4 protein-coding genes are annotated in these 3564 nt (G+C 56.2%); 3 read left to right on the top strand and 1 reads right to left on the bottom strand.

Annotation, left to right across the window (positions count from 1 at the left end):
* Nucleotides 1-138 precede the first annotated feature (138 nt).
* The gene (locus tag VMU57_RS23235; RefSeq protein ID WP_414648707.1) at nucleotides 139-363 is read right to left on the bottom strand and encodes an alpha-L-fucosidase; all 225 of its coding nucleotides are present in this window, start codon (nucleotides 361-363) and stop codon (nucleotides 139-141) included.
* Between the two features lie 334 nt (nucleotides 364-697).
* On the opposite strand from VMU57_RS23235, the gene VMU57_RS22090 reads away from it, so the two are divergent.
* From VMU57_RS22090 to VMU57_RS22100, 3 genes are all read left to right on the top strand, one after another.
* Nucleotides 698-1207 (top strand): hypothetical protein, encoded by a 510-nt coding sequence (locus VMU57_RS22090; RefSeq protein ID WP_325387389.1) that lies wholly within the window; start codon nucleotides 698-700, stop codon nucleotides 1205-1207.
* Entirely contained in the window at nucleotides 1204-2253 is a 1050-nt protein-coding gene (locus tag VMU57_RS22095; RefSeq protein ID WP_325387390.1) for an L-idonate 5-dehydrogenase, read from the top strand. Before VMU57_RS22090 ends, VMU57_RS22095 begins: the two co-directional genes overlap by 4 nt.
* A gap of 183 nt (nucleotides 2254-2436) precedes the next feature.
* Nucleotides 2437-3507: a sugar kinase gene (locus tag VMU57_RS22100; RefSeq protein WP_325387392.1), complete on the top strand. Its 1071-nt coding sequence runs from the start codon at nucleotides 2437-2439 to the stop codon at nucleotides 3505-3507.
* Nucleotides 3508-3564 lie beyond the last annotated feature (57 nt).

Genomic DNA, 3564 nt, shown 5'->3' on the forward strand with positions numbered 1-3564 from the left:
CGCCGAGTGGATCGCGCTCTTTCCCCTGATGAACTGCACAGACTGCGATGCCGCATATTGCAGAGGAAAGGGCAGGCACTCTACCGTATCAGCTGATTGTTGGTTTCGCTTCGCTGCCGTACGGAATTCAGCCGCCGTCTATGACGTGTCGTGCATGGAGAAGCCCTCGTGATGATTGGAGGCGAACGCGAACATCTTCATCCCCTGTTCTTTGAAGAACTTCATCCATTGATCAGCGTCGAATCCCGATGGATTCCAGGTTTTGTAGTTCTCTTGATACTTTTGTTTCTCGGCCGGCGACAATCTCAGGAATGGCCAGCTCGTGTCCCACCACTCCTGGAGTGAGTACAGCCCCCAATGAATCTGTACGCCCTACTCGATGTCGCGCTTTAGGCTTCGGCCTCCAAGCCTCCGCCAACAAGCATTGCTCATCGCAGCGGCTAGCGATCTTTTGGCCTTGACAAAGCCTCAGTCCTTATCGATCGTGCAAAATGCCAAGAAGGGTGACCGTCAGGGAGTATTCCAGTTTGTTTCACAGAAACACCGGGATCTCGATTGACTGAATCGAACGCTCGCGTCTATACTTTTTAAAATGATTGGCTGTACCAATCAATCGGACCTCGACAGTATGTCTACCTCTTATCCCAGGCTCCGGCGGAATGTGCTGCTGATTCGCTTGAGGAAACCGCGCCAGGATATGCGAACCGATTCTGGCCAGGACTTTGGGCATTGCAGCCCCGCCGAGCACGTTTGGACGCCAGGGGAGATGGCGCTCCTGAAGCGCGATTCTGTGCCTGATGGCTTTCAGCCGCCGTTGCAGTCAATCAATGTGAAAAGATGCATTGCCGCGGCGGCACTGCGGGACCTGGAAGAAACGCACTGGTTGCGGGAACTCGCTGAGAAATACGACTTCGTCAAAGGTCTTGTCGGCTGGGCGGGTCTATGCTTGGCAGTTTTTCTAGAACAATGGAAGGTTGATGGATTTGGTCGCTGCCGTGACGTTGTTCTCGAGGCCTTCACACCCGATCGCCTAGCGCTCGGTTCCGATTGGTCGGTTTGCATAGTTTCAGGAGACGATGCGTCTACCACGGAGGTCGTGATTGACTTTGCCCGGCAGTTCCAAACACAAGTGCTTCCCGGAATGCTTGACGAAAACTGCGCTCGCCCTATCGGATTTACCTCCGTTTTATTGAGGTCCTCACAATGAGCGATACGATGAAAGCTGACGTTCTTTATGGCGCAAGAGATATCCGGATCGAGCCGTTTAAACTGCCGGAATTGCGTCCCGGCATGGTTCTGTTACGCAACCGCAGGGTGGGCATTTGCGGTTCCGACCTGCACTACTATGAGCACGGCTACTGCGCCGCTTTTGTTCCGGATCGCCCATTTGTTCTCGGGCATGAGCTCGCCGCGGAAGTGGCGGCAGTGGCAGATGATGTAGACACGGTGAGCATCGGCGCGCGTGTCACGGTCAACCCCGCGCGCAATTGCGGCTTTTGCGATTACTGTCGAAGCGGCAAGGCTAATCTCTGCCGTAAGACAATCATGCTCGGCAGTGCCAGCACCACGCCTCCAACCGATGGCGCTCTTGCCGAATTCGTGGTCGTGCGCGCGGATCAATGCCACGTGCTGCCCGAAGAAGTGGATGATAGTCTCGGCGCGATGATGGAGCCTTTTGCTGTCGCCTTGCATGCGGTAAGACGCGCCGGGTTTGTCTCAGGCCGCAGAGTACTCGTGACAGGCGCCGGAACAATAGGACTGCTCGTGGCGATCGCCGCTCGCGCCTTTGGTGCGATCCCAATCGCGATCAGCGACATCGTCGCAGCTCGACGCTTCAAAGCACTCGAACTCGGCGTGGATGCGGCTCTCGATCCTCTGACGGCAGACTTGAACGAGAGAATCCGTGAATTGACTGGGGATGGATTCGACATCATCTTCGAGGCATCCGGCTCACCCATTGCGCTCCGGGGAGCGTTCGAAATGGTGCGGCCGGGCGGAACGATCGTGCAAGTCGGTACGCTCGGGACAGAGGATGTCCCAATTCCCGCCAACCTGCTCATGAACAGGGAAATCAATCTCATCGGCTCCATGCGTTATGGGGATGTCTTCGACGAGGCAATCCGTTTGGTGGCATCGGGGCGCGTCAACTTGCGGCCTCTAATCAATGGTGTATTCACGATAGACGAGTCCGTGAAAGCTTTCGCGTTCGCTGCGGACAAGTCGCAATCCTTCAAGGTGCAGATTCGACTATAGAATCTGCAATTCATGAAACTGATTTCCGTCGATGCCGTTGTAATTGCAGTCTACGTGGCTTGCTCGGCAGCCAGACAGAGACGACTGCAAGACCTGCGGGGCTTGGCCTGTCTCGATTGCTGAAGCTTCGGAGCAGTCTGTCAACAAAAGAAGACAGGGAGTAAACAGTCGATGAGTTATGGAATGAATATCCGCAAGCATGCGGAATTGGATTTTCTGTCCTTGGGAGCTCTGGTCCACCGGCTCGATCCGGGGATCATCCCCTTTCGCAAAGCGACGGAGTACAAGATTCACGTCAGTGGCGGCGAGTTCAATGTGGCCGCAAATCTCTCTGACTGTTTCGGTCTGAATACGGGCATCGCCAGCGCCATGGCCGACTATCCCATCGGCGAATTGATCGCTGAGCGCGTCCGCGCCATGGGCGTGAAGCCCTTCTACAAGCACTTCAAACACGACGGCGTCACCGGTCCGAACATAGCAGCCGTGTACAGCGACCGCGGTTACGGCCCGCGCGCGCCCGTCGTCTTTTACAACCGGAGCAACGAAGCGGCATCGCAATTGAAGCCAGGGGATTTTGACTGGAAGATGATCTTTGCCGGCGGCGTTCGTTGGGTGCATAGCGGCGGCATCTTCGCGGCGCTATCGCCGACCACGGCGGAACTGGCCGCGGAAATGATGAAAGAAGCCAAATCCATGGGCGCAATCACTTCCTTCGATCTCAATTTCCGCGAGAAGCTGTGGAGTATCTCGGGCGGCAATGATCGCGCCGTCGAGATCATTGGCCGCATCGTCGAGAACGTGGATGTACTGGTGGGTAACGAAGAAGACCTGCAGAAAGGCCTGTGCATCCCCGGGCCGGAGGTTGCGGCTAAATCGAAACTGGACCCAAGCGTATTTTTGGGCATGATCGGCCATGTCGTGAAGAAGCATCCGAAGGTGAAAGTGGTGGCCACCACGCTACGCGAGGTGCACTCTACCAATCGTCATAGCTGGAGCGCGGTTGCCTGGATCGATGGAAAAACATATGCAGCTCCAACGGCCGAGCTCGACGTTCTGGATCGCGTGGGCGGAGGCGACGGTTTTGCATCAGGATTCTTTTTTGGCTTGTTGAGCGGCGAAACACCGGAGGAAGCGATCAAACTGGGTTGGGCACACGGCGCTCTGCTGACCACCTTCCCCGGCGACACGACGATGGCGACTCTGGATCAGGTCCGGGCTTTTGCCAAAGGCGGATCGGCGCGCATCCAGCGGTAGTCAAGAAATCGGTCTTCGGCTGACAGCGGCCTCTTTGGAAAGATGTTGACCGAGGAC

This window comes from Edaphobacter sp., from assembly GCF_035532915.1.
Classification (GTDB): Bacteria; Acidobacteriota; Terriglobia; order Terriglobales; family Acidobacteriaceae; genus Edaphobacter.